The sequence below is a fragment of the Novosphingobium cyanobacteriorum genome (assembly GCF_029436685.1).
Lineage (GTDB): Bacteria > Pseudomonadota > Alphaproteobacteria > Sphingomonadales > Sphingomonadaceae > Novosphingobium > Novosphingobium cyanobacteriorum.
In genome coordinates this window covers 1-23,477 of the sequence record NZ_JAROCY010000035.1, presented here as the reverse complement: position 1 = coordinate 23,477, position 23,477 = coordinate 1, and the positions used below count along the sequence as shown (strand labels likewise).

Below are 23,477 nucleotides of genomic sequence, written 5' to 3'. Positions count from 1 at the left end.
TAATTGTCGCTCGACGGTTGCTCCTCGCAACAGCAAATGGTAGCCAGAATTCACCAACCGGCGCGGCCACCTATCGGCCATCAAAATTGACGCCGACCGGACACCGTAATCGTCGCGCTACAGATGCTCGAAATCATGCTTGCGTATGCAATGTCGTCCCGATCGGCACACGTTACTCGCCCAAAGATCGTCCGATGCGGTTTCGGTTGGCGTGTCTTGGCCATTTACCGCCCGAAGGTGGCATCAGCCATCGCCGTCTCCAAGTCGGGACATGCGGGCCCATTCCCTGTTTGAGCAATGGGAAGGCTCGTACGCGATATGATGCCTACGCCTTCCTGTTCAGCGTCCGAACAATGAAAACCACAGCAGAAGAATGAAAAACCATAGCAGAAGAAGGAGATGCCATGACATATGACCCTAGCTGGGATCGACCCCATACTCCCGGTCCAGAAGACCTCTGGCAGGAAAGCGATTGCTGGTGGTTCATGGATCTGGAGCAGAAAGTGGGGGGCATGCAGCGACTTGGCCAGACCCCAAACATCGGCAAGAGCCATATCATGAGCTTCTGCTTCGCTGCAGATGGCGAACGCTATCTCGGCCATCGCGACGGCAAGCCTGGCGATGCGGAGCGGTGGGCAGACGGTCAACGCATTGAGAGCCATCGGGTCGAAGCACTCGACAATCAGCGGATGCTTTATAGCTGGGACGATCCCGAATCATCTGCGGAACTGGAGTTCTACGAATGCTTCTACGCGCCGCGTGATTGGACGGAGGCGCCCCCCGAAGCGGTTATGAAGGATATGAACACCGGTGGCCATTCGGAGTGCAGTGGACGGGTCAAGGGTACGGTCCGTATTGGTGCCAAGACATACAAGATCGACGCCTTGGCACATCGCGATCGGTCATGGGGCTATCGCGATTGGTCGACTGCTGGTCAGAGCAAGATGCATACCGGCACCATCGGGCCTGAGATGAGCTGGGCTGCTTTCATCTTCCAGCGCCGCGACACGGGCGAATGGTTCGATGCGGGATATGTTGTGCGCGACGGCAAACAAGAAGATATCGCGAACCTGCGGATGATCGCCAGCTATGATACAGACTCGTTCACAGGAATGGGTGGTCGTAGCATCATTACGCTGAAAAGTGGGGAAAAAATAGTCATACCGAGCAAGCCGATGCAGGCTTATCTCAGTCAGTTCGATAATTTTGTCGCGACCACGAACATGTCCACGGCCGACATCAACGGCAAGGTGGGCATGTCCATCTTCGAACTGCTGACGAATCCGGGCCTAGGTCCGATGCGCTATCCCAAGCAGTCGCAATTGAGCTACATTTGCGCTGAGCATGGCCTGTCCAAGTCGGCTGTCTACGAGGAATAACCCAGACAGTATGTGCGCCCGTCCGATTGACGTTGACCTGCGCAGGCTGGTCAGCGTCAATCGGCTGCTTCTGGTGCGTTAGTGCCTGAATGGGGGCAGGGGGGCATCGCGATCATGCTCGGCTGCTGCCCTTGCCACCGCGCCAAGACATTAAAGACTGCACAGCCGCCTGTTAGGCAGGGTCTTTGCCAGCAGCGGCAGCTTCGCGCGCCGCTCGCAGTCGCGCCAGGCGTTCCCGCATGCGGTCGGGTATCATTGCAATGATCGAGAGCTTTTCCTGATCGGATTTCGCGAACCACTCGCGAATTTCATCAGTCGTCCGGGAGCATCCCATGCAACGTCCGTCGGCCGGATCAATTCGGCAGATGCGGACACAAGGAGATTTGATTGCGCCTGAAGGCGTGCTTTCGGAAAGCGTCACGCAATATCACTCTTCTGCGGCGATGCGGTTTATCAATAGGCTAAGGTAGTTTCGGGAGGTCGGCGATCTTTAAGGGAACGTGGGAACCAACTTGGTCGCCGGCCCAACCACCTGTGCCTTCACCTCGTCAACGAACAGCAAAGCGCACAGGAAGCCGCTTCGGCCCACTTACGAAATTGGACTGGGTCCAGGCAGGCGTGCCGTCCAATTCGATCGAATCGAGCCTCGGCAGCAGTTCTTCCATCAGGATGCGCATCTCCAGTTTGGCCAAGTGCTGGCCCAAGCAGACATGCGCGCCATAGCCAAAGGCGATTTGCCTGTTTGGTTCGCGATCAACGCGGAAGTCGAACGGAGCGTCGAACGCATCCTCGTCGCGATTTGCAGACAAGTAGGACAGCATCATCCAGTCGCCCGCCTTGATGGTCTGGCCGCGCAGCTCATAGTCCTGCGTCGCAGTCCGCATGAAATGCTTCACTGGGGTCGTCCAACGGATAGCCTCGTCCACCAACCCTCCAATCAGTGCAGGATTCGCCTGGATCTGCCGCAGCAAGTCCGGCCGCTCGGCCAGAGCCCACATCGCGCCGGCAGTGGATGCGGAGGTCGTGTCATGCCCAGCGGTTGCGACCAAAACATAATAGCCGTTGGCTTCATGTGCGGCGATGGGTTTACCATCAATCTCGGCATTTGCGATGACCGTTGCGACGTCATCGCGCGGTGAGGCGCGGCGATCTGCTGTCAGCTTGGTGAAATAGGTATTGAAGTCGCCGAGCACAGCTTGGAACATCGCCAGCATCTTGTCCGGGTCATCCACGGCATCGGCTTGGCGGCTGAGTTCGGGATCACGCGCGCCAAAGAGCTGCTGCGTCAGCAACAGCATGCGGCCTTCATCCTCCTCCGGCACGCCCAGGATCTCCATGACGACATGCAGCGGGAAATGCAAAGCTACATCGGAGACGAAGTCGCACTTGCCATCGCGCCCAAGCATCCGGTCTACATGCACGCGCGCAATGGTGCGGATGCGATCTGTCAGCTTCTTGACATTGCCGGGCATGAACCATGACTGCGTCAGTGCGCGATAGAGTCGATGCTCGCGATCATCCATGTTGACGACTGAGCGGGTGAGGTGCGGGGATTGCATCGTCGCCTCGATGGCACGGGCCATCTTGCTCGGCACCAGCACGGTCGATCTATCGCCGTTGTGAAAGATGTCGGCTTGCCGCTCGATGTCCATCACATCCTGATGCTTCGTGATGAGCCAAAAGGGATCGAAGCCATCGGCTCTTACCTGTGCCACCGGCCGATTGGCGCGGAGCCAGCCAAGGACCTCATGAACCTTGTCGGGGTTGGCGAAGCTAGCCGGATCCACCAGCGTTTCACCCATATCCGCAGGCACGACAGCGGGTTCGTTGATTGTGGTTTCGCTGGAGCCAGTCATGTCGATCCTTTCGGGCGAGTTTATCATTGCCGGCAAACTTGGCGGGCCGACTTAACGCGGACAGGATGGCCTCTGTCGCCGCGATTATCTAACAAGCACCCAGATTCGGGTCAAGCAATCACTTAATTATGCACTGGCAAGCAAAAGCAAGTGCAGCACATCATGCGTCCCGTATCATGGGGTGAGCCCAGCCTCCAGAATGGCGGAGCCACTCCGGTCGATCGGTGTGGGTTGTGCGGTTTAACGCCCTTCTGAAGACTGAGAAAAAGCGAAGCTCGGTGAGATGCGCCATCATCGCCATTTCGGGGGCGCGCGTGTCATGCGCACGCGTCCTGGCGACAACGCGGCACGAAAATCAGTTTTGGCCGCAGCCGTTCTGCGTTAACTCGCGGTGCTCATCATGGCCGGAAGGTCATCATCTTGTTGTAGAGTTGCCATGTCAATTTCTCCGCTCGATAGAGCGATCATCGCCTGCCTTCAAATTGACCCCCGGATGCAGAACCGCGCCATCGCCTCGCGAGTGGGCGTTACGCAGCAGACTGTGGCCAACCGCTTGAGGCAGCTGATCGAAGGCAAGGTTATCCGGGTTCTGGCCCAGCGTGATTTCGCGCGCGCCGGCTACTCGATCTTGAGCTTTGCCGAAATCAGTGTTGGTCAGGTCGCTGTCGAGGCGGTCGCTGCGAAGCTGGCTGATTTGGCAGAGGTTTTCAGCGTTGTCATCTGTCCTGGGACGCCCGACATAATCGCGAACATCAACTTGCGATCTCCCGAAGATCTGCGTCAAATCCGCCGGCGCATCAAGGCCTTGCCGGGGGTCTTCGCATGCGAAATGACCGTGGCACGCAAGGTGTTCAAGCTGGTTTCCGACGGCGGCGACCTCAGTTCGCCGATCAAACGGACTGATCCGCCAAAGCCTGAGGAGCCCATCGATGAAGCAATCATCGCTCTGCTGGTGGAGGACGGACGGCTCAGCAATCGCGAGATTGCGAGGCAGCTTGGTGTTTCCGAGGGCAATATTCGTGCCCGCTTGAAGCGGATGACGAATGAGAATGTTATGCGGATCGGATTGGTATGCGAGCCCGATCGAGTGGGCTTTGACCACTCCGCCTATATATTCTTTGATGGTGATCCTGGCGATGTGGACCGGGCACTCCAGAACCTCAAACATCACAGCGCAGTCAGTTTTGCCGCATCGGCCGAAGGTCAATACGGGGCGGTCTTGCTCGGCGTTGCCGCGAAAGTCGAAACGTTGCATCGCTTGTGCATCAACGAAATTCGCCAGATGCCGGGCATTGGACGTATAGTCTTTCGGCCCATGTTCCGCACGGTCGCGCACAGGTTCGACTTCATAAAGATCGGCAGCGAGGACGAGGGTGCTGAAAAGCCGGGCCAGTCCGAGTTCCTTGAAAACCTGCTCAACGAGGCGACGGAGGTCGTAGGCTCGGCAATGCCATGACCTCGCATGTAAAAATGTTGCAAGACACATCTTGATCAAGTGATTAAATATCGACTAAGGCGTAGCGGAGGCGCAACTTCTCCGAGTGGTAAGGAAGTCCTTGCGAAGGTTGGCGCCGTAGGTGTCCCTGACGTGCGGCGTGGCCGTCTGTAGGGCCGGATCTGCCCAGGATCGCTGCGGCTGTTTGCCGGTAGTGGTCTGAAGGAGGCACGAAGCTGTCGACCATCGTCCGGTGTCGCCGCTCGATGCGTAACGGGGCATCCGGGGGCAGGCGCCACAGTGCGCAGGGTGAGTGACTGATAACAGAGGCCGATAAGGCAGATGGAGAACATGATGACTGGCAGCGGAAAACCGACCAATATACTGGAGGCCGCGATGTCGTCGACAAAGCCGGCCGCCAATACGATTTCTGCCGATCAGATCGTTGACCTCATTCTCAGCCAATCGCCGCCGGACAGTAGAGTCGAACTCAGCAAGGTGCGTGGCTCGGGCGAAAAGACTGGAGCCTCCAGCGGCATTATTCTGTTTACGGCCGAAGTGAATGGGCAAGTGGGCGACTATGTCTTGCGCTATGCGCCCGACACCGAGACGCGCATATTTGCGGCCTACAACATCGGCGGTCAGGCGCGGCTGCAGCACAAACTGGCAACTCTGACAGATCTGCCGGTGCCCGATGCGCGATGGTCCGATCCTGACGGAGCAATTCTGGGGCTGCCCGGATATATCATGGATGCCGTAGAGGGCGTGGTGGCCCATGGGTCGGCCTTCACTGGAGGGCTCGTCGCCGAAGCAACGCCAGAGCAGCGAGAGCAGATCTTTGACGAGATGGTGCGAATGCAGGGGCGCATTCACCGCGTCGATTGGCGCTCACTAGACCTTGAAGGTGATGTTTGTTCGGGGAGTGGTGCTACTCCAGTCGAACGTTTTGTTGACTGGTTTTGGCAGACGACACGTTTTTGCCCTGAATCGGCGATGCCTCGCTTGGAGGCTGCTCGCGAGCGGATACTGGCGATGCAACCTGACTATGCGCCGGAAGATTACGTCTTGGTCCATGGCGACACGCAAGTGGGCAACTACATGTTCCGCGATTATCGCATGGTTGCGATTCTGGACTGGGAACTGTCGGGCATCGCGACCCCGTCGTATGACGTCGGGATTTTCTGCAATATGCTGAGCGTGTTTCGAAGCATGGCAACCCCTGAGGTCGCGGCAATCATCCCTAGCCAGGAAGATTGGGTTGCACGTTACGAGCGGATCAATGGCGTTCGGCTCAATGATTTCGATTACATGTTCAAAGTTGCCTCGCTCAATTCTGTCATCGTATCGCTTTCGATGAACCGAGGCATGCCAGAAGAGATGAAGCAGTATCACCTTGATTTGATGGAGCCGACCTGGTCCGTGATAGAGAGGTAGAACGGACTGGTGCCACTGCAGGCAGCGTCAGCGCCAGCAATCTCTGGCTAAATGATGGTGGCAAAAGTCTGCATGGGCATCGCGGGGCTGGTGCAGTCTGGTTGTCAGGATTCCGGTCGAGTGCATCCGTGTGCTCGGCCCGTTCCTGCCTAACTGTCCGGGGCATGGCCAAACGAGGCCCGCAGGCTGGCGTCCTGATCGTGTCATAGCGTCCAAAGGGCTGTGTCCCGCGGGTTTCAGCCCTCCAAATGCCTGATCGGTTCGTCATCAATTTCAGACTGATCCAACACACCCATCAGGCGATAATCATGCGACCGGGGGCTTACGCGGCAACGGCATACAGTTCGAGCCGTGTATTTGCGTCCAGGCAAGGCGAGACGGATTCTTACGCTTCATTCGCAGGACGGCAGCCGAACTGACGCCATCGGCACCCCGAGACAACCCGCCCTCAATCTTAGTCAATCATTCGATTAAACTTGATCCAGCGTGTCCTCCGGGATACCAAGTGCGCGATTTATGGAGCCTGCGCAGGGTTGGTTGCGCTTGGTCTGACTGAATGGAGAGGTGAGTCTTGGCGCAGAATCACGAATTCGACATGCCAGTGATCGTGGCCATCGGCGAAGTGGTTGACCGCCCCAGCGATCCGGCCAGTGCCCGTGAGCCGGTCGATCTCATGGCCGACGCGATCCGCGCGGCAGATCGCGATGCGGGCGGCCAGATCCTGTCAGCGATCGATTCGATCGAACTGGTCGGCCAGGTCAGCTGGCGCTATCGTGATCCTGTTGGCCTTCTGGCTCAGCGCTTGGGTATTGCGCCGGCATGCGCAATCAATGCCAGCATGGGCGGTGAAACGCCAATTCGGTTGATGCATGAAGCTGCACTGCGGATCATGCGGGGTGAGAGCAAGATCGCGGTCGTCGTCGGCGGCGAGGCGGTCAATGCTCTGGGCAAGGCTCGGAAGGCAAAAATCACGTTGCCCTGGACGCCGCTGGCGTCACGCGAGGACGCGGTCAAGCTCGACTTCGATCGGTTGCCGCTAAGCCGCTCGGCCAAGAAGGCGGGTGTAACAGATCCTGTTCACATCTATCCGCTCTATGAAAATGCGCTGCAAGCGGCGGAGGGCAAGACTCCCGCCGTCGGCAATGAAGAGTCCGCGGCCTTGTGGGCGCGCTTTGCTGCGGTGGCCGCCACCAATGAGACGGCATGGCTTCGCACGGCGCCGAGCGCTGAAGAGATCGGTACGCCGTCCGACAGCAATCGCATGATCAGCTTCCCTTATCCAAAGCTGATGGTCGCCAACCCCAGTGTCAACCAGGCCGGCGCGGTTGTTCTGGCAAGCAAGGCGTGGGCGCTGGCAGCGGGAATCCCCGAGGATCGCCTTGTCTACTTGTGGGGAGGTGCGGCCGCCCAGGAGCCCGGCGACTATCTGCTGCGGGATGGATACGATCATTCCACAGCCCAGCGCGCAGTTCTCGGAGCCGTCGTCGACTTGATCGGGGGGGATGCTTCGCGTGTCGATCTGGCCGAAATCTACAGCTGCTTCCCGGTTGTTCCCAAGCTGGCCATGGCTACACTAGGTTTGCGGCCTGACGTTGCGCCTACTGTAGCAGGCGGACTCATCTTCTTTGGCGGACCGCTCAACAACTACATGACGCATGGCGTCTGCGCGATGGTGCGCAAGCTGCGCGCAGGGGAAGGAAAGCTTGGCCTCGCCTACGGTCAAGGTGGTGTCGTGTCGAAACATCATGCCATTGTGTTGTCGACCACGCCGCCTTCCGATCCTTTGGTTCCGGACTATTCGGTACAGGCAAGGGCGGATGCCGATCGCGGGCCTGTGCCCGCCTTGGTCGAGGAATATAGCGGCCCGGCCCGTATCGAGACCTACACGATTATCTATGATCCCAAGGGCGCCGTCCGGCACGGCGTTGTCGTCGGCCGGACACCTGATGGCGAGCGCTTGATCGCCAAGGTTCGCAAGGATGACGAAAGCAGCGTCGCGGTTCTGACGTCGCGCGAGAAAAACCCCATCGGCACCGATGGTCATGTCCGCATCGACGGTTTTGGCAACATGATCTGGGAAGATGGGCCGCTGCGCGATCGCAGCAAGCGCCAGTTGCAGCATTGCCTGGTCGAACGGGACGGCCCGATCACCATAGTCACGATGAACAATCCCGACGCCATGAACGCACTGAGCCCCTACGCGAATGAGGAACTGGGCGAAGTGTTCGATGCGTTCCAGGCAGACCCTGACCAGTGGGTGGCGATCCTGACCGGTGCGGGTGACAAGGCCTTCTCTGCGGGCAACGATCTGAAGTTCATGGCCAAGATGATGGCCAAAGGCGAAAACGTCGGGACCCCGATCAAGGGCTTTGCCGGGCTGACCGACCGTTACGACATGACCAAGCCGGTAATCGCCGCCGTCAACGGCGTTGCCATGGGTGGCGGCTTCGAAATTGCACTGGCCTGCGACATCATCGTGGCTTCGCGTGAGGCAGTATTCGCTCTGCCTGAACCGAAGGTCGGCCTGGCGGCACTGGCGGGTGGACTTTTGCGGCTTCCACGTCAGATCGGCCTGAAGCAGGCAATGGGTATGATCCTGACCGGACGTCGCGTGTCCGCAGACGAGGGGAGGGAGCTTGGCTTCGTGAATGAGGTGGTTGAGCCTGCGAACCTCATGGCGACGGCACGCCGTTGGGCCAACGAGATCATCGCGTGCAGCCCGATGTCGATCCGGGCGTCGAAGGAAGCCGTGATGAAAGGCCTGGACGAGCTTGATGTCCGGAGCGCCCAGGCCAACCAGTTCCGCTATCCGGCGATGGCAGCGCTGTTTCGGTCGGAAGATATCAGAGAAGGGCCGCTCGCCTTCGCGCAGAAGCGCCCACCCCAATGGAAAGGCCGCTAGCCATGATCAGTACACGTTTCACCGAAATGTTCGGGGTCGATCACCCGATTGCTCAGGGCGGCATGATGTGGGTCGGCCGGGCCGAACTGGTCGCGCCGGTCGCCAATGCTGGTGCGCTGGGCTTCCTGACGGCCCTGACCCAGCCCACGCCGGAGGCGCTGTTCAAAGAAATTGCGCGCACGCGCGACATGACCGACAAGCCCTTCGGTGTGAATCTGACGATTCTCCCGTCAATCACTCCACCGCCCTATGCCGAGTATCGTGCGGCGATTATCGAGGCCGGGATCAAGATCGTAGAGACAGCCGGCTACAAGCCGCAGGAACACGTCGACGACTTCAAGGCCAATGGCGTCAAGGTGATTCACAAATGCACCGCAGTCCGGCACGCCTTGTCGGCTGAGCGGATGGGGGTCGATGCAATCTCGATCGACGGGTTCGAATGCGCTGGCCATCCCGGTGAGGATGATATTCCTGGCCTGATCCTGATCCCGGCGGCAGCCAATGTTGTGAAGGTGCCGATGCTGGCCTCGGGCGGGTTCGGAGACGGTCGCGGGCTCGCTGCCGCACTCGCTCTGGGGGCCGACGGCATCAACATGGGCACCCGCTTCTGCGCGACCCAGGAAGCGCCGATCCACGAAAACTTCAAGCAGGCGATGGTGGAGGCCGACGAGCGCGCCACTGACATCATCTTTCGCACGTACAAGAATAGTGCGCGCGTGGCGCGCAACGCAATCAGTCAGGAAGTCGTGCGGCTGGAGCGCGAAGGACGCCCGTTCGAGGACGTCGCACATCTCGTGAAGGGAGCGCGCGGACTTGAAGGGCTGAACAGTGGCGACACCGATCACGGCATCTGGACTGCCGGGCCAGTGATTGGCCTCATCAAGGATATTCCGTCCGTTGCGCAGTTGATCGATTCAATCGTCGCCGAGGCGGAAGCCATCATCCGGGAACGCTTGGGGAAGATGCTCGACGCTACCAGCGCTCGACGCGCGGCCGCGATAGCCTGAGGACCGTTGCATGGACCTGAACTGGACCCCGCGTGAAGTCGCCTTCGAGAGCGAAGTCCGCGCCTTCTTTGCCGAGAACCTGACTGACGAGCTGCGAAAAGCTGGCAGCTTGATGACCAGCGTCTACGCCGATCACGAGCTTGGCATGCAATGGCAAGCCATCCTCAACAAGAAGGGTTGGGCCGCGCCGAGCTGGGCCGTTGAGCACGGCGGGCAGGACTGGTCGACAATCCAGCACTACATCTTCTCGAAAGAACGGGTGAAGGCCGGTGCGCCGCCGGTCTCGCCAATGGGCATTCATATGGTCGCCCACGTGATCGCCCATTTCGGGACGCCGGAACAGAAGGACTATTTCCTGCCCCGCATCCTGAGCGGTGAGCATTTCTGGTGTCAGGGCTATTCCGAGCCAGGCTCCGGCTCCGATCTCGCTTCGCTGCAGATGGCAGCGGTCGATGATGGCGACGATTTCGTCTGCAACGGTTCGAAGATCTGGACCACGCATGCGGGCGAGGCGAACTGGATTTTCTGCCTCGTGCGCACTTCGCGTGATGGCAAGCCGCAAGAAGGAATTACCTTCCTTTTGATCCCGATGGACACGCCGGGCATAGACGTGCGTCCGCTCGTCATGACCTCGGGCGAGGAAATCCAGAACCAGGTCTTCTTCGAGAACGTCCGTGTCCCCAAGGCCAATGTGCTTGGTGAAATCGGCAAGGGCTGGACGGTCGCCAAGTATCTGCTCGAGTTCGAGCGCGGCGGACAAGCCTATTCGCCAGAGCTTCAGGTTCGCCTGGTGGACCTGACAAAGGCTGCAGCTGCGCTGCCCGGAGATACGAGCCAGACCTTGCTGGATGATCCGCTCTTTGCGAGTCGCCTCGCCGAGGCCCGGATCCGGGTCGATGTGCTCGAGATATTCGAGATGCGCATCCTGTCCGCCGTGTCCGACGGTGGCAGCGTGGGCGTGCTCTCGTCGGTGATGAAGGTCATGGGCACCGAGTTGAGTCAGCACATTACCGAACTGACGCTGGAGGCGGCCGGGGCACACGGTACCGTCTATCAGCCGCATGCGACCAGGCCCGGTGGCCCAGTGGTCTCCTACACGCCTCCTGCAGACAACTACGTGTCAGGCGAGGTGTGGCAGGCGATCGCACCGCTTCGTTACATGAACGAGCGTGCCGGATCGATCTATGCCGGCTCCAATGAGATCCAGCGCAACATCCTGGCGAAGACCGCACTCGGGCTGTGAGAGACAGCCATAGCGCTGCCCCGCGTGCCGGGGCAGCGCCTTTGTCATCATTCCATGCCTAGATTGATCGGATGCTGGAGCGAAAGTCCGCCGTCAGCGACCAGTGTCGCACCGGTGACATAGGCAGCCGCGGGCGACGCCAGGAATATGGCAATTGATCCAAGTTCAGCGGTAGTGCCCCAGCGCCCCAGCGGCACCATCGCCGCCTCACGTGCATGGCGTTCCGGGTCATCGACGATGGACGCGGTAAGGGGACTGGCGAAACGCCCCGGCGCGATCGTGTTCACCGTGATATTCGACGATCCAAGGTCAAGCGCCAGCATCCGCGTCATATGATGCAGCGCGCTTTTCGAAAGGCCATAGGAATAGGTCGTGGTTCCTTTCGCCATCTCGCCGGCGATGGAACCGATGTTGATCACCCGTGCCGGGTCCTCGGGCGATCCACCAGCGCGCAGCAGGCCTAGCAACGCCTGGATCAGGAAGAACGGAGCTTTCAGGTTAAGCCCGAAGACCTTGTCCCAACCGCGCTCAGGATAGTGATCAAACGGTGCGCCCCATGCGAGCCCGGCGTTGTTGACGAGGATGTCTAGCCGGGCCTCGCGTTCTGCGATGGCATCGGCGAGCGCACTGACCCCTGCCAGATTCGAGAGATCTACCGCAACCGCGACACAGCGGCCGTTGGAATCAATTTTGTGCGCCGCTGCCGCAATCGCTTCCGCTTTGCGCGAAGCGATATAGACCCGGCTGCAACCAGCCGCGAGGAATCCTTCCGCAATGGCCCGCCCCAGTCCGGTGCCGCCCCCGGTGACCAAGGCCACTTTCCCTTCCAACGCGAATTGCTTGGCGAATGTCATGTTTCGAAGTCTTCCAATGTACCTTCCGGCCGCGCGACTGAGGAATGGCGGCCGGTCAGCTCAGTTGATGCCACGCTCTCGCCCGGCCCAAAAAGGTTCGCGCAGTTCTCGGCGCAGAACCTTGCCGCTGGCGTTACGAGGCAAACTCTCGCGCACGATGACGCGCTTGGGTACCTTGTAGGACGCCAGTCGCTCGCGGGCCCAGAGCAGCAAGGCGCCAGAGTCGATCGTTCCGCCGTTCGGCACGACAACCGCCGTCACCGCCTCGCCCCAGCGCTCATCAGGAACACCGATCACCGCCACTTCCGCGACATCTGGATGAGCATAGAGTGCACTCTCGACTTCGGCCGGATAGACGTTTTCCCCACCCGAAATGATCATGTCCTTCAGGCGATCCTGGACAAATAGATAGCCGTCCGCATCGAGATAGCCGGCGTCGCCCGTGCGCATCCAGCCATCGATGAGCGCCTCTGCCGTCGCTTTGGGCCGTCGCCAGTATCCAACCATGGTTGTCGGCGAATGGATCAGGATTTCACCAGTCGTGCCCGCCGGCACTGCCTCCAGCCGCTCATCGACGACGCGCAGCGTAACGCCGGGCAAGGCCCGACCGGCAGATGCCATGCGCTGGCTGCCATCAACGGTATGATCCTCGGGCGGCAGGGCAACCACTGTACCGCAAGTCTCGGTCATTCCATAGTTCTGGACAAAGCCGCAACCGAACACTTCAATCGCCTCCCGCAGCAGGTCGAGCGGTATCGGTGAGGCACCATACAGAATATAGCGCAAGCGCGAGAAATCGGACTTGGCAGCGTCAGGATGGCGTAGCACCGCCTGGATTGCCGCAGGCACCAGGAAGATGCGGCTGATGTTTTCCGTCGTTACCGCGTGCAATATGGCTGCGGCATCGAACTCGGGCAGAACGATGGACTTAGCCCCGTTGTAGAGACCCACAAGTCCCCAGCCCGAACCGGAAATATGCGCGACGGGCATGGTCACCAGCGAGACATCGTCAACCTGCCACTGATCCCAGCCCAGGCCGGCAGCCGCACAGATCGGGCGCAGCGCATAGATGTTGTGATGCGAGATCATCGCCCCCTTTGGCTTGCCCGTGGTGCCCGATGTATAGAGCTGCAGCACGGGTTCGTCGGGATTGACGACCGGCAGGACCATTGCGCCGGCGATGCCCGTCGCGCGCCACTCTTCATAGCCAGGCGCCTCTGCCACTGCCTGCTCTACGGAGATGATGTTCGGCGCGGCCTCCTCGCTTGCCGCCAGCGCAATGGGATGGAAAGCTGGCTCCACGAAGAGAAGATCGACCTCTGCGTCCGCGATCAAGAACGCAATCTCGGGCGCTGTCAGCCGCCAACCGATGGGCACAATCACCATCCCGGCCTTGGCGGCTGCACACAACAATTCGAAATAGCGATCATTGTTCTTGCCAAGATAGCCGATCCGCGCGCCGGGCCGGCAACCACCGGCTAACAATGCCCGTGCCGCTGCATCGCTGTTGGCATGCAACTGCGCATAAGAGGTCACTCTCTCCCCGAACTCGAAAGCGGCGCATGTTCCGCGTTCTTCGGCAAGCCGCGACAGCATCGCGCCGATCGGACCCGGGGATGGAGCAAGCTCCTCGTTCTTCATAGCCTCACGCCTTTCTTTCCATCCCGACACAATTACGCACGATGAAAGTCACGGCCGGATCTGGCTCTTGCGATAGTCGGTATCCTGCGCCGTGATTGCGCCCAACTCCTCGCGGCGGGGACCGAGATAGCCAAACAGATAGGCGCCGACCTTGCGCATCTGGATCTCCTCCGCTCCTTCAGTGATCCGGTAGCGGCGGTGGTGGCGATAGATATGCTCGAAAGGCTTATGCCGCGAATAGCCGATGCCACCATGAACCTGCATCGCACGATCCGCCGCCTCGCAACACAGTCGATTGGCCCAGTAGTTGCACATCGACACTTTGTCGGAGAGCCTCTTTTCCACCTCCGGGTGCGGCATCTTGTCCATCTCCCATGCTGTCTTGCGGATCAACTGGCGCAGCATCTCGCACTGCGTGGCGAGTTCGACGAGGGGGAACTGGATGGCCTGGTTCTCCGCGAGCGATCGGCCGAACGGCTTTCGCGCCCGGGCATATCGCACGCTTTCCTCGATGCAGTAGGCCGCCGCGCCCAGCGAGCTCGCTGCTTGGCGGATTCGGTTTTCGTGAACGAATGCCTGCGCCAGTGGCAAGCCGTTGTCTTCCGGTCCGAACAACGCTTCTTCGGGAACCCATACGCCGTTCAGCGTCAACCGCGGATGGTCGGTCGGCATGTTGAAGGTCCACAAATACTCATCGACAATCAAGCCGGGCGTACCCGTCGGCACGAGGATGCAACTGATACCCCGCGCCGATCCATCCTTGCCGCTGGTCCGGGCAAAAACCGCGACATGCGTGGCGATGTGCATGCCGGTAATCCACATCTTCTCACCGTCGATGCGCCATCCCGAAACACCGTCCCGCGTCTCGCGTACCGCGCGCGTTGCCATATGGGTGGCGTCTGATCCATGGTCCGGCTCGGTCAGGCCGAAGCAAACGAACTTGCTCTGATCAAGCAGGCCGGGGATGAATTCCTCCTTCTGCTGCGCGGTACCGAAATCGCGAAACATCACCGCCAGCGGCTGATTTCCGACGATTGAATGCTCGGCTTGCAAATCGTTGTGCAAACCCAGCCCCTTGGCGGCCAGGTGTTCACGGATGACCGCCATCCACAAATTGGACCCACCCTGTCCGCCAAACTCCTCGGGCTGGGCAAAGCGGAAGAAGCCGGCCTTGTCGGCGCGGCGCTTGGCTTCGGCCATCAAGGCCTCCCATTCGGGTCGGGGCAGGCCTTGGTTGTCCCAGTCAGTCCGGGCATGTTCGCGGCGGTGGTCGAAAAAGCGCATGTTGTCGTCCGCTTCTTCAAGCGGGCGAATCTCTGCTTCGATGAACGCATCCAGCCGCGCGAGATAGTCAACCAGATCAGCGGGAAGATCGAAGTTCATCGGTCCATTTCCTTTTCAGCGACAGCAAGCTTGGCGCGCGCGCGGGTCAACCCGCCATATGTCGGCTGGTCCACCTCGAGCTTGGCCTCGGTAATCGTCCAGAGGCAGGCCGCCACATCGGGAGCAAACGGGTCGATCTGGCGGGCGGCGATGCGCCTTGCCAGCTCGCCGGTCAGCGTCATTGTCTCGCCTTCCATGGCGAGCACCTTCGCGAGCAGCGCATTTTCATGCGCGCCCTGCTCAACTGTGATCCCGCACTCCCTTCGCACCAGTTCCAGTGCGTTGATTGCTACGCGCAACTGAAATGCCGTGTTCCCTTTCAGATGTGGCTGAACTTCCTCGCGCAGGAACGCGGCGACCGCGGCCAGTATCTCGGCAGGTTTCGGCTCATCCTGCATGGCTCAATCTCCCAGATAGATCAGGCGCAGCAGATCGATCTCATTTTCCGATGCGCGGCGGGCGATCATGGCCCGCTCAACGGACGGATCAGTGCCGTCGCGAAACAGCGGGGTCATTGCAGCGCAGTTCACGCCCCAGCGGAGCGCGCTCGCCACATCCCACCAGCGTACACGCGCACGGTCGACCGTCCCGCCGGCAGCCTCATACGCTGCGAACAGGTCCTCCCGCGCGCCGAGGCCGGCAACCGGTTGGTCAACGTTGCCAAAACGCCAGGGAGTGGCGCAAAGCCAGGCCAGGTCTTCCATCGGGTCGCCCAGATGAACCAGTTCCCAATCAAGCACGGCGGCAATCCCGTCGTCGGCGATGATCAGGTTGCCAAGCCGGAAATCACCATGGACAAGCACTGGAGGGACATCGGGAAGGACATGGTCCTCGAGCCAGCGAATAGCCACTTCAAACACGGGACGCGGCGTCGACAGGGCACGGACTTCGTTTCGCAAAAGATCCAGCGTGGCACCTAGGCAGGTGAGGCGCAATTCGGGCAACCCGGCTGTGGGCGACCCGTGGATTCCGGCAAGAACCTGGCCGAAAAGTGCAGGCAAAGCCGGCCGCACGGCCGTAAACGTCGCATCGCGCAGGACTCTGCGGGCGATCGTCTCGCCATCGACATGGCTTGTCACAAATCCCCGGCCCAAGCCGTCGTCAGGATCCAGCACGTGGCGCACTTCGGGCACTGGGATGCCGTTTGCCGCCATTGTGCGGATGATCGCAGCTTCGATTTCGAGGCCAGCCGCAGTGGAATGCTGAAACGTGCCGCCCGGTGCTCGGCGCAGGATGAGGCGGTGCGTCAAGCCGTCGGCTGCCGCAACCAATTCGAACGCCCAGGTTTCTTGGCTCGCTCCGCCTGAAAGTCGCCGCAGGTTTCGCACCTCACCCCCGCCTGCGACGAGCGCTCCGGCGATGCGTGCCAGCGCCGAGTCTTCAATGGGGATGCAGAGATTGTCAGTGCTTGTTGAGGTCACGGCCTCACCATCTCCCGCAGAGTCTTGCCCGGTTCGGTCGGCTGCAAAACTGCTGGAACTGCATCGAGCAGGGCCGCCGAGAAACTTCTTAATCACACTTGGCATCGTCCGCACAACCAGTTTATGCAAGCGATTAACTGAATTGACATAGCGACGGCGAATCGTCTTCAGGCGGTTGGCCATGCGTCATCGATCCCTCGCGCTCGCGCGGTTCCCATCAAGCGGGAAGCGATGACCACAGACCGGAGTTTATGCACATGGCACTTACTAACCAGCGCTGGGTTCTGAACCACAGGCCGACCGCAGCTGTCGGGCCTGGCGACCTGACGCTACAAAGCACCGAGGTGCCCGATCTGCGCGAAGGTGAACTTCTCGTGCGCAACATCTATCTCTCGCTCGATCCGACGAACCGTTTGTGGATGAGCGATCGCGAGCAATACCTTCCGCCGGTCGGCGTTGGTGATCTGATGCGCGGCGGCACGATCGGGGTCGTCGAACAAAGCCGTTCGCCGCGGTTTGCCCCGGGTGACCTGGTGATCCCCGGGAACAGTGGCTGGCAGCTTTACACTGTCTCCCACGAAAGCAGCACGGGCCGCGTTCGTACAACCCAGGGTGTGCCTCTCTCAGCCTATCTGTCGGTATTGGGTGCAACCGGCCTGACAGCTTATTTCGGGCTTCTCGACATCTGCCAGCCCAAGCCAGGCGAAACGCTCGTCGTGTCGGCGGCGGCGGGCGCAGTGGGATCGGTGGTTGGCCAGATAGCGAAGATCAAGGGTGCGCGCGTGGTCGGTATTGCGGGCGGGGAGGCAAAGTGCCGCTGGCTGGTCGATGATCTGGGCTTCGATGCGGCGATCGATTACAAGAACGAAGACGTGGGCGAAGCGCTGGATCGCCATTGTCCCGACGGCATCGACATGAACTTTGAGAACGTCGGCGGTCCGATCATGGATGCAGTGTTCTCCCGACTGCGCCGCAACGGACGCATGGCCCTGTGCGGGCTTATCACCGGGTACAACAGCGATGGCCCCTTGGCCGGACCAAGTGATTTCGGCCGTATCCTGATGCAACGGCTGACCGTTCGCGGCTTTATCGTCATCGACTACATGGCGCGCGCGCGTGAGGCGATGGCGGATCTGGGGCAATGGGTCGCAGACGGCAAGCTGCGCTGGAAGGATCACATTGTCGACGGTCTGGAAAACGCGCCTGCCGCGCTCGACCGACTGTTCACCGGCAATCATGATGGCAAGCTGATGGTCGCGATCTCCGATCTGCCCTCGCAATCCTGAATCGTCCCCGTCAACTATCATGCCTGCGTCCCAATTCCCGGACATCTTCCAATGATCAAGATCATGTTCTGCCTGCGCCGCCTTCCTGGAATGTCGATCGAGGCGTTTCAGGCCTATTGGTACGAGCACCATGCGCCACTTGTCAGGCAGCATTCCGACGCTCTTGGCATCCGCCGCTATGTGCAGAGTCATTCCTTCGCCCATCCCGGGCTGCAGCCCGCGCTCGATCTTCGCAAAGGTGAAACGGCGCCCTATGATGGCATCGCAGAGCTGTGGTATGATAGCGTCGAGGCGGTACTGGCGCTCAACCGCAGCGCCGAGGCACGCCGCGCCGGGCGCGAACTGCTCGAGGACGAACGCAAGTTCATTGACCTTCCCAACTCGCCGCTGTTCTACACCGTCGAGCGTGAAGTTATTGCCTTGGCCTCCACCTGTTCGGTCGGGGGCTAACGCAGATGCATCTTGCCCCGCTCATGCGTATGCGGGTCGATCTCGGCAAACGCTACCCCATTGGCGCAATCCCCAAAGGGCGGCGCAACGTGTGGACGCTGACCGGCGGAGTGGTGGAAGGCCCGCGCATCCGCGGAAAGGTTGCGCCTGTCGGCGGAGAGTTTGAGCTGATCGATAGCGAGGGCGTTTGTCACATCGACGTACGGCTAGTGATCGTCACCGATGATGCTGCGAACATATTCGTGCAGTATTTCGGGGTTGCGGATACCCCGCCCGAAATTGCCGCGCGCTATCGGCGCAATGAAGTGATCGATTTTGGCGATGCCTATTTCGTCACGCAGCCCCGCTTCGAAACCAGCCATCCCGACTATGCCTGGCTGAACACTGTCATGGCCGTCGCCGAAGGGCGTGGGCGACCCGAAGGTGTCGAGTATCTGATGTACCAATGCATCCCCGATGCCGCGGTCGGAATCGCCGGTGCGGACAAGCTGTTCGCGCACAAGCCTGCGCATGAAGACCATGGAGGCGATGGCCTGCCCTTGTAAGTGGCGATCAGGGCTGCTGTTGCGCCTGCGCCAACCGCATTAGCAAAGCTGAAGCAACGCCCGCACGGGTAATTCCTGTACGATCCCGCCGTCAAGGCAGTCCGACGCCAGATGCGTGCCCCCCCTGGCGGACTCAAACGGCTGCCGGCGGTGCCTATGACCTGTCGGCCCAGATACGCATCCAGTATCAAGCAGAGCAATCTTTAGCTCCGGGCACGGCAGACCAGCCTCAGATCGGCTATCGAGACGTTGCTGGTGCCGTCGAGGACGGGATCATCGGCGCCGAAGATCCCATCTTCGCAAAGCGTCTCGATAGAACCTGTTCGAGCATTGCCACTGCGACCGCCCGAATCTCATCCTGTGAAGCTCAATTCGAAACCGGAACGACAAAGATGACGTCGGCAACCGTCGAGCGCACCGGCAAGGCATACTTCCGGACGCTCGTTTCCAGCGTCGCAGTCTCCAGGACCAGATTCTGATCTCATGCCCAAAATCTGTTCTGGAGATTGCAGCCTGCCAAAAGCAGTCAAGGATGGCAGGCATCGTGCCCGTCCCAAACCAGTAGTGGTGCCAGAAGAGGACTCACGCCTTGCACCCTTTCTGCTGTTAATTCAGCATTTTAGCCGATGTGGTTTTCGGAAAGGCCCGCAATTTCGCCCGCGCTAGGTAACTAACGTATTGGTTCGATGCCTTTTTAGGGACTCTGGCAATTTCAAAGTCTCAGAATTCCGCCATTCCTGCGTTGGAACAAATGCAGAAAATGGGCCTTTTGATTCGGGCCCAGGACGGCCCCTTATCTCGTCATGCATCTCGCGGCCTCCCCTCTACGAGACTCACCTCGAGCGAGCGCATTTCGGCAAGCGTAGAGAAGTAGATGCTCAAGCCAGTGGCCTCGCCTCGGTGGAGTTCATCGCAATCCACCTGGACATGGGTAATCGCTTTGGACGCGATCAGCCCTGGCAATGCCCAAATTGCGTCCGAGGGCAAGTAAGCCACGATCGAACGAAGGTTCTTGCGAAGGGTCAAGGATAGATGCGCGCGCTCAGCAGACTGGGATACGTCGGGCAGAAATCGCTCGCAGGCCAGCCTAATTTCGATCTCTTTTCCCCTGTGCTGCTCAAGCTTTTCACAGGTCTCTACGATCAAGCAGTTCAGCCGGACGAATGTCTCGTCTAGTCGGCGCTCCGGCCCGTCGTCGCCGAGATAATATGTAGGTGAAGCCGCCTGAATCTCAGCCTTGAGGCAGTAGACTGGCCTGAGCATTGTCTTCTTTTTGCGTCTGACTTTGGTCATCTCAACTCTCTCAGACAATGCGATGGTGAGCATCGCCACTTTCGAGGAAGCTACATGCCGATCGGAACGAAACCAATTAGCTGATCATGATCGAGCCGGGCCGGTTTACAACGTTGCCTCCGGCCATCCCGATCAAGCTCGCTTGCTCGCCACATAGGACCCTGGCCGGATCGGCATCGCCAGCGAGACTGGGAAGTTGTCGGCAGATGAACGCTAAGCGTCGCCTTAGGCAAGGCCGGTTGCCTACGCGTCCCGGCTGATTGGGACGACCATGCGGTCATCGCTGACAACCAGAAGTTCCACTGTCAGACCCGCGGACTTCCAGCGGCCGTCAGTCGCAGGCCTACGGCCTTGGCGGCGGCCAATGCTTTACCGAGTTGTGCGGTGGGCTTGCCTGCTTCTCAGTCGACAATGAAGCGTTGGCCGCTGTTGATGGCGAGCGCCAGTTCCCGCTGGGTGAGTCCTAAGGCCTTGCGAGCGGAGGCAACGGCGGCGCCGAACTGGGAGGAATCTTCAATCATACAATTCTTACCGAGCGGGAAGATCGCATGGTCACGATCAGTCTTCAATAGGATTTCTTACCGATCGGGAAGTCAAGATCCGCCACTTTGGCAGGCCTGGCCCAATTACCTACGCCGGGGTGAGCGCCCCAGAAAACGATGCGGGGTCCAGGCCTGCCCCTCCCGCAGGAGGAACTCGTCATGTGCGAGCCGGGTCAAAGGAGGATCCGGACTTCCACATGTGAAGCATGACGACGGCTAGCTTTCGGGCAACAGCAACCCTGGCCTTCGACAAGCCGACTTTCTTCCTCAGTGCCAGCCCCCATGTCTGCAACCCGCTTTCTGCCTTAGTCGAGCACAACAAGACAGTGGCAGCCGAGACCAGGTGGGTCCGGGTAAGCTTGCTGCCGAACCGGCTGATCCGGCCGACCCGGGCGAGAACGCCGGATTGATGGATTGAGGGGGTCAGTCCGAAATAGGGACCGACGTCCCGCGTTCGCTGGAAGCGCGATGGGTCGCCAATCGCGCTGTAGAAGGACAGCGCGGTGATCGGACCAACTCCGGGAACGGTCATAAGGTTCGAACAGACCGGATGTGCGAGAGCCGCTGCGCGAAGACGCTTGTCCATCGCAGCGATATGCGACCGTAGATCCTCAGCGATTGAAATTAGTGGCCGGACATCGGCGTCGACGTCGAGGCCGTCTGCCCGCAAAACTTCCAACTGATCTTCGACGCCGCTGGCGAGCCTGCCCACACCGGTGCTCGTCTTCAGCTTTCCTCCGTGCAAGCGCACGATAGACTGGATCAGGGCGTCCAGCTTCATGCGCTGCTGAATGAGGTTCTTGCGGACATTGAGAAGGCTGCGCAGGTTCTGACAGTCCAGTGGCTTCACGAAAACCTCTGCACCGATCGTGCGGCCGACGCGGCCGAGCTCCGCAAGCCCTCTCGCATCGTTGGAGTCAGTCTTCTGCCGCCGGATGGCAAGGAACTTGGAGGCACGACGAACCTCCGCGACATAAACAGGAAAGCCCTGGGATTGGAGTTCCCTCACCATGTGCGTGCCAACGCCGGCTTCGATGGTGATACGCTGCACGGCTTCGACACCGAAGGGACGCAGGATATCCTTTATCTGACCAGCGTGTGTCTCTCGTTTTCCTTCGAACAGGACTTCGCCGAATTCATCGATGAGGCACACTGCTGTTTCCGTAACTCCCGTATCCAAGCCAACCCAGTATCTTCGAACAGCCAATTCGATCTCCCCAGAAACCATGGAGTTCTGGCACGGCGTCACCTAATCTCGCGGCAGGAGCCCTGCAAACTTCCGACGTCCAGATGCCGCGACCAGAGTAGCAGTCGGCGTTGGTTTCAGCGAATGGGATTGCTCCTTTGAATTGCGAAACATGTTCTAGGAAATCGTAGGAATGGCCAAACTGGACCCCCGCCGTGCACTTGATGAGCTCATCAAGGAGCGCGGCGAATCTTATTCTTCGGTTTCGCGTCTGCTGAGCCGCAATCCCGCTTACATCCAGCAGTTCATCAAGCGCGGCAGTCCCACGCGTCTCGACGACAGCGACATTGCGCAGCTGTCTGTGCATTTTGGAGTTCCCGGAGCAATCTTTGGCGGAGACGAGGTTCCGGAAAGCGCCGGGCTGTCGACGATCGCGATCCCTGTTCTTGGCGCCACCGATGCAGAGGGCACTCTGGGCCGCGTTCGCCTAGTCGACGAGGCGTGGCTACGTAGTCTCAGTCACAAGCCGACCGGCGTTTCGATCGTTATGGTCGAAGGCGATGCGATGTATCCGACTTTGCGGAACGGCGATGAAGTGCTGATCCAGCGCTACCTGGCCAACGAGAACCCTCGTGACGGACTTTATGTGATCAGGGCCGATGCCGGATTACTTGTGCGCCGGATTGCGCTCGAACCGACCGGAAACCGCATTGCCGTTCTGACTGACAATCCTACCTATCCGAACTGGGATGGCTTGCCGAGGAACGGGGTCCAGATCGTCGGTCGGGTGATATGGGCCGGCTTGCACGTCGCTTGATCGGCTTCCGATTAAGGTGTGAATAGGCCTGCTGGCTCCGCATAGCTTTTGATTGTGCGCTCGGGCCGTTCATGCCAGCCGATGTTGAACGCCCAGTAGGTGGGGAAGAAGTAGAGCGTCGAGTATGGCAGATGCTCATGAATCCATCGAGCCAGGATCCGCCAATCACCTGGCTCTTGATGCTTTGCCCAGAAACTGGGAACGACAACGCAGGCCATTGCTCCCGTGTGGCCATGGGCGTCAAGGCGATCCCAGATGTGCCCTCCGTAGTTGCTCTCGTTGGACGCGCAGGTGTAGCCGGCCTTCTTCTTGCGTTGCATTTCGTTGCAGAAGCCGTTGACTTCGCACGAGCGGTAGGCGGAGCGGATGGCGATCCGTCCCCAGTGATCCTGCAGTGGCTCGAGCAGTTCCTCGCAGAGCCGCTTGCCGGCCTTGACGGCCAGGTCAGGGTCATCGGGCGCGTTATTAAGCCCGTGGATCATGGCGACTTCGGAATAGAGCATGTCGCGCATGAAAAAGGATTTGGACAGCTGTACCCGCCCCAATTCTGTGAGCGAAGGAACGGTGCGTGCCGTTCCGAGCCGCTTGACCGGGCCCCCGCCTGGCTCAGCCACCCATCCGATCCGCAGTGCAACACCGTCGCAGATCTTTGCCGGACTTATTGCGCCGACTGGCGCATCTAGGAGGCGTTGACAAATTGGCGCGTCCAGAGCCGGATTGAGACGATTTGGACGAAGCCGAGATAGCTGTCGGCAGTTTTGTCGTATCGTGTTGCCAGTCTGCGAGCGTTCTTGAGTTTGTTG

21 protein-coding genes and 1 pseudogene are annotated in these 23,477 nt (G+C 59.9%); 10 read left to right on the top strand and 12 right to left on the bottom strand.

Going from position 1 to position 23,477, the window contains the following annotated elements; translation table 11 throughout:
• Window positions 1-404: 404 nt before the first annotated feature.
• On the top strand, window positions 405-1,379 hold the full coding sequence (locus POM99_RS20945; RefSeq protein ID WP_277280634.1) for a DUF7064 domain-containing protein: 975 nt from the start codon (window positions 405-407) through the stop codon (window positions 1,377-1,379).
• Between the two features lie 172 nt (window positions 1,380-1,551).
• Here POM99_RS20945 and POM99_RS20940 read toward each other — a convergent pair whose 3' ends face one another.
• Both POM99_RS20940 and POM99_RS20935 read right to left on the bottom strand, forming a co-directional pair.
• Window positions 1,552-1,800, bottom strand: coding sequence for a DUF1289 domain-containing protein (locus POM99_RS20940; RefSeq protein ID WP_277280633.1), 249 nt, complete (start codon window positions 1,798-1,800; stop codon window positions 1,552-1,554).
• Between the two features lie 127 nt (window positions 1,801-1,927).
• On the bottom strand, window positions 1,928-3,235 hold the full coding sequence (locus POM99_RS20935; RefSeq protein WP_277280632.1) for a cytochrome P450: 1,308 nt from the start codon (window positions 3,233-3,235) through the stop codon (window positions 1,928-1,930).
• 436 nt (window positions 3,236-3,671) lie between these two features.
• On the opposite strand from POM99_RS20935, the gene POM99_RS20930 reads away from it, so the two are divergent.
• The 5 genes from POM99_RS20930 (at window position 3,672) to POM99_RS20910 (ending at window position 11,256) form a co-directional block, all read left to right on the top strand.
• Window positions 3,672-4,691, top strand: a complete 1,020-nt coding sequence (locus tag POM99_RS20930) for an Lrp/AsnC family transcriptional regulator (protein ID WP_277280631.1) — start codon at window positions 3,672-3,674, stop codon at window positions 4,689-4,691.
• Window positions 4,692-5,024: 333 nt separating this feature from the next.
• Window positions 5,025-6,104: a phosphotransferase family protein gene (locus POM99_RS20925; RefSeq protein ID WP_277280630.1), complete on the top strand. Its 1,080-nt coding sequence runs from the start codon at window positions 5,025-5,027 to the stop codon at window positions 6,102-6,104.
• A 571-nt stretch (window positions 6,105-6,675) separates the two neighbouring features.
• Window positions 6,676-9,006 (top strand): enoyl-CoA hydratase-related protein, encoded by a 2,331-nt coding sequence (locus POM99_RS20920; RefSeq protein ID WP_277280629.1) that lies wholly within the window; start codon window positions 6,676-6,678, stop codon window positions 9,004-9,006.
• Window positions 9,007-9,008: 2 nt separating this feature from the next.
• Entirely contained in the window at window positions 9,009-10,013 is a 1,005-nt protein-coding gene (locus POM99_RS20915) for an NAD(P)H-dependent flavin oxidoreductase (protein WP_277280628.1), read from the top strand.
• A 10-nt stretch (window positions 10,014-10,023) separates the two neighbouring features.
• Entirely contained in the window at window positions 10,024-11,256 is a 1,233-nt protein-coding gene (locus POM99_RS20910; RefSeq protein WP_277280627.1) for an acyl-CoA dehydrogenase family protein, read from the top strand.
• 47 nt (window positions 11,257-11,303) lie between these two features.
• Here the strand turns inward: POM99_RS20910 and POM99_RS20905 are convergent, their stop codons facing one another.
• The 5 genes from POM99_RS20905 to POM99_RS20885 are packed head-to-tail and all read right to left on the bottom strand — an operon-like array spanning window position 11,304 to window position 16,738.
• Window positions 11,304-12,110: an SDR family oxidoreductase gene (locus POM99_RS20905; RefSeq protein ID WP_277280626.1), complete on the bottom strand. Its 807-nt coding sequence runs from the start codon at window positions 12,108-12,110 to the stop codon at window positions 11,304-11,306.
• 60 nt (window positions 12,111-12,170) lie between these two features.
• Window positions 12,171-13,751: a long-chain-fatty-acid--CoA ligase gene (locus POM99_RS20900; protein WP_277280625.1), complete on the bottom strand. Its 1,581-nt coding sequence runs from the start codon at window positions 13,749-13,751 to the stop codon at window positions 12,171-12,173.
• Between the two features lie 48 nt (window positions 13,752-13,799).
• Window positions 13,800-15,134, bottom strand: a complete 1,335-nt coding sequence (locus tag POM99_RS20895) for an acyl-CoA dehydrogenase family protein (RefSeq protein ID WP_277280624.1) — start codon at window positions 15,132-15,134, stop codon at window positions 13,800-13,802.
• Complete coding sequence (locus POM99_RS20890) at window positions 15,131-15,532, bottom strand: DUF6285 domain-containing protein (protein WP_277280623.1); 402 nt, start codon at window positions 15,530-15,532, stop codon at window positions 15,131-15,133. The genes POM99_RS20895 and POM99_RS20890 overlap by 4 nt, the downstream gene beginning before the upstream one ends.
• A gap of 3 nt (window positions 15,533-15,535) precedes the next feature.
• Window positions 15,536-16,738, bottom strand: coding sequence for a phosphotransferase family protein (locus POM99_RS20885; RefSeq protein ID WP_277280622.1), 1,203 nt, complete (start codon window positions 16,736-16,738; stop codon window positions 15,536-15,538).
• A gap of 68 nt (window positions 16,739-16,806) precedes the next feature.
• Between POM99_RS20885 and POM99_RS20880 the strand changes: the two genes are divergently transcribed.
• From POM99_RS20880 to POM99_RS20870, 3 genes are read left to right on the top strand one after another with little or no spacing between them, the layout of a single operon-like run.
• Window positions 16,807-17,841: an NADP-dependent oxidoreductase gene (locus POM99_RS20880; protein ID WP_277280621.1), complete on the top strand. Its 1,035-nt coding sequence runs from the start codon at window positions 16,807-16,809 to the stop codon at window positions 17,839-17,841.
• 51 nt (window positions 17,842-17,892) lie between these two features.
• Window positions 17,893-18,291, top strand: coding sequence for an EthD domain-containing protein (locus POM99_RS20875; RefSeq protein WP_277280620.1), 399 nt, complete (start codon window positions 17,893-17,895; stop codon window positions 18,289-18,291).
• Window positions 18,292-18,296: 5 nt separating this feature from the next.
• A complete protein-coding gene (locus POM99_RS20870) occupies window positions 18,297-18,836 on the top strand; it encodes a DUF3237 domain-containing protein (RefSeq protein ID WP_277280619.1) in 540 nt (179 codons plus the stop codon).
• Between the two features lie 801 nt (window positions 18,837-19,637).
• Here POM99_RS20870 and POM99_RS20865 read toward each other — a convergent pair.
• From POM99_RS20865 to POM99_RS20855, 3 genes are all read right to left on the bottom strand, one after another.
• On the bottom strand, window positions 19,638-20,168 hold the full coding sequence (locus POM99_RS20865) for a hypothetical protein (RefSeq protein WP_277280618.1): 531 nt from the start codon (window positions 20,166-20,168) through the stop codon (window positions 19,638-19,640).
• A 362-nt stretch (window positions 20,169-20,530) separates the two neighbouring features.
• Window positions 20,531-20,698 (bottom strand): helix-turn-helix domain-containing protein, encoded by a 168-nt coding sequence (locus POM99_RS20860; protein ID WP_273301960.1) that lies wholly within the window; start codon window positions 20,696-20,698, stop codon window positions 20,531-20,533.
• Window positions 20,699-20,828: 130 nt separating this feature from the next.
• Window positions 20,829-21,899 (bottom strand): IS110 family RNA-guided transposase, encoded by a 1,071-nt coding sequence (locus POM99_RS20855; protein WP_273301962.1) that lies wholly within the window; start codon window positions 21,897-21,899, stop codon window positions 20,829-20,831.
• 151 nt (window positions 21,900-22,050) lie between these two features.
• Between POM99_RS20855 and POM99_RS20850 the strand changes: the two genes are divergently transcribed.
• The gene (locus POM99_RS20850) at window positions 22,051-22,674 is read left to right on the top strand and encodes a S24 family peptidase (protein WP_277280617.1); all 624 of its coding nucleotides are present in this window, start codon (window positions 22,051-22,053) and stop codon (window positions 22,672-22,674) included.
• A gap of 11 nt (window positions 22,675-22,685) precedes the next feature.
• Here POM99_RS20850 and POM99_RS20845 read toward each other — a convergent pair whose 3' ends face one another.
• Entirely contained in the window at window positions 22,686-23,186 is a 501-nt protein-coding gene (locus tag POM99_RS20845; protein WP_277280615.1) for a hypothetical protein, read from the bottom strand.
• Between the two features lie 167 nt (window positions 23,187-23,353).
• Window positions 23,354-23,477, bottom strand: a pseudogene (locus POM99_RS20840) (IS5 family transposase); the annotation flags it as partial.